Origin of the sequence: Fusibacter ferrireducens (assembly GCF_015352425.1) — a bacterium.
In the GTDB taxonomy this organism is placed as follows: Bacteria; Bacillota; Clostridia; order Peptostreptococcales; family Acidaminobacteraceae; genus Fusibacter_A; species Fusibacter_A ferrireducens.
In genome coordinates, this window is sequence record NZ_JADKNH010000039.1 from 1 (window position 1) to 2,654 (window position 2,654).

Genomic DNA, 2,654 nt, shown 5'->3' on the forward strand with positions numbered 1-2,654 from the left:
GCTACACCACTTCCTTCATCCATACCATTACTGATACCAACTTGTGGTTCGCTACGCTTGGCGGTAAATACCCGCGACTGGACTTACACCAGCTAGATTAGTGCCATGCTTGGCACACCATAAAAAAACAGACCACTTTCATAATCTGTTTTCTCCATATCGCTAATCGCCTAACGGTGATTTCACTAACAATTTGAATCTAAGACATTCTTTACCACAATGCTTCTTTCTCTCTAAATGCTTCTTGATTGTGATACTTCCTTGCCCAATTGTTTTACACCTACAATCCTTGTACTTTTAAATTGTCCTAGTCAAGCAAAATTGTAACACTACCGGGTAGTTTTATGCCTTGCTTCAAAAGGTGTTAATCCACCATTAAACGAATGCGGTCTGCAATAATTGTACCAATCGAATACGTAATCATTCACAGCTTTATTCAAATCTTCATCAGTTTCAAAAATGTACTGATTTATGAGTTCTGATTTAAAAGTATTATAATACCTCTCCATAGGAGAATTGTCGTAGGGGTTGCCCGCACGACTCATACTTTGAAAAATTCTATTTTCTTCACAGAATGCAATGAACCTTCTTGATGCAAACTGTGAGCCTTGATCTGTATGCAAAATAATCGGTTTTTTAACAGGATTTGCTTTTATAGCTTTTTTCAACGTAGTTTATTGCAAGTTCTGTATCAATAAACTTGCTATTAGCTGTTACGACAACACTTCGATCATATAGATCGATAATGGTGCAATTGTAACGCTTTTTACCATTTTTCAAGCTGATTTGTGTAAAATCTGTACACCAAATTTCATTAGGCTCAGTCGTATTGAATTCTCGATCAACTCGATTGTCAAATATGTGGTGCTTCTTGCCTTTACTAATGTACGCCCTTTTTTTTAACCATGATTGTTGCTTTAATATTCATTTCTTTCATATACCGATAAACAGTCCCATAAGAGCATGAAAGTTTTTTTCGATTCAGTACATCACAAATCATGCGGTAACCTATGGTATCACCACGTTCATGATATATTTCTTTTATGCTTGATCTTAAATGTTGCTTCTGGTTGCGGTAATTTGCGTTTCGATTCTTACGGTAGTTGTAGTAATGATTGGGGTATAGCTTAAATTTTAAGAGCAGATATCTCACTCCAAAATCTAAATGGTACTGGTCGATAAACTGATATTTTTTTAGTCGATTTCCTTTGCGAAGAATGTTGCCGCCTTTTTTAAGAAGTCATTCTCCTTTTTGGCTTCGGCAAGTTCTTTTTTCAGCCTTTGGATCTCTTTCATTGCATCAGTTTGTGATTGTAGTTCTGGATTAGATTTGCATTCTTCACGGTGTTTGTCAAGCCAGTATTTTAGTGTTCCGCTACCTAAATCGTATTCTTTTGTTAAACTTTTTATCGTTCGGCCATCTTCTAGATGTAATCGAAGAATTTTGTCTCTTAATTCTGTTGGATATCTCTTATTTGACATGTTAGTAACTCTTTTCTTGTTTGAATTATATCATCAAGCTAGACCGAGGTGTTACAACTTCATTGTATCAGGACAAATCAAATTAGTTCGGCAAACTTTAGCGCTGCTACAACTTTACCAGTCAGTAAGAATTGTACGCAATAAAACTTTCAAATAATTATGCCTTACTTGAAAGCTTTATTCGGCACAATTATGATTAATTTTCTCAAATCACAGTCTTGTCTTCTTGCTTCTAACAAAAGATTGATTACCTTTTCTTTTGGTAAATCCATATCAATATATCTTCGGTCATCCTTAGCATCATTAAAGCGTCTTCTTTCGATGGTATCTCTGCAGTCCCTTCTTGTCTATGTGTTCCATAATCCGAAAGCATAGAATATATGCTATATATTGCTCTGGTTTTCTTATAATTGCCGGAAGCATTTTCTTCAAAAAATTCTGCCAAATCACTCTTTCCGAGTGCATCTAATGAGTTCTTAATGGTTGGCATATTATTATTTAAATCTCCTGCAATTGAAGCTGTCCCACGAAACCATTTGGCAAAAGATTCAACACCTTTGTATTTAGAAAATATCCCTGTTAGTGTTGTACGACAAGCTTCAATACAAGTTCCATAATTACCACTTGAATATGCATTTATGATGCCTTCATAAGAATCATATATTCCCTCATGCCTATTCTTTAGCCATTGTTCTAATCCATATAGGTCAACTATTTTCTCTTTGTTACCGGAAAATGGAATAACATCAAAGCTATTAACATTCATAATAAGATCATAGCCTATCAATTGGTACAATGCCATCAGTTCTTCAAGGTATGTTGCATATACCTCATTTTCTTCGATTTCATAGAAAATCCTTGAACTAATATTTTTACCTAATTCCACAAGTAATAGCGAAAGTCCTTTTGTGTCGCCAACCTTCAGAAGAGATGTGAACACATTATCTAATCCAATAAATAGATTATATTGTTGCCGCGGATTTTCCCAAGTACCATTGTACCAATAAGGTTCAAAGTACTCCTCATTTTCATCATAGTACTTTCCTAATCCGTAAGCGTCAAAACGCCCACACCTTGACAGATATGAGCGTACAAATTAGTCTTTTTTAGGAATCCTGCAATACTCAGGCAATTGATCAGACCATGGTAATAATTGATCAACTTTAATAGGA

At 35.2% G+C, this 2,654-nt stretch carries 5 protein-coding genes; all 5 read right to left on the reverse strand.

From position 1 onward, the window contains the following. Nucleotides 1-329 precede the first annotated feature (329 nt). Nucleotides 330-668 (reverse strand): integrase core domain-containing protein, encoded by a 339-nt coding sequence (locus ISU02_RS23635; RefSeq protein WP_194704335.1) that lies wholly within the window; start codon nucleotides 666-668, stop codon nucleotides 330-332. Beyond that, the gene (locus tag ISU02_RS24500) at nucleotides 637-780 is read right to left on the reverse strand and encodes a hypothetical protein (protein WP_407646474.1); all 144 of its coding nucleotides are present in this window, start codon (nucleotides 778-780) and stop codon (nucleotides 637-639) included. The genes ISU02_RS23635 and ISU02_RS24500 overlap by 32 nt, the downstream gene beginning before the upstream one ends. Nucleotides 781-880: 100 nt before the next feature. Further along, nucleotides 881-1,153 (reverse strand): IS3 family transposase, encoded by a 273-nt coding sequence (locus ISU02_RS24505; RefSeq protein WP_194704336.1) that lies wholly within the window; start codon nucleotides 1,151-1,153, stop codon nucleotides 881-883. Nucleotides 1,154-1,194: 41 nt separating this feature from the next. Further along, the gene (locus tag ISU02_RS23645) at nucleotides 1,195-1,482 is read right to left on the reverse strand and encodes a transposase (RefSeq protein ID WP_194704337.1); all 288 of its coding nucleotides are present in this window, start codon (nucleotides 1,480-1,482) and stop codon (nucleotides 1,195-1,197) included. A 247-nt stretch (nucleotides 1,483-1,729) separates the two neighbouring features. Next, nucleotides 1,730-2,368, reverse strand: coding sequence for a hypothetical protein (locus tag ISU02_RS23650; protein WP_194704338.1), 639 nt, complete (start codon nucleotides 2,366-2,368; stop codon nucleotides 1,730-1,732). Between the last annotated feature and the right edge of the window lie 286 nt (nucleotides 2,369-2,654).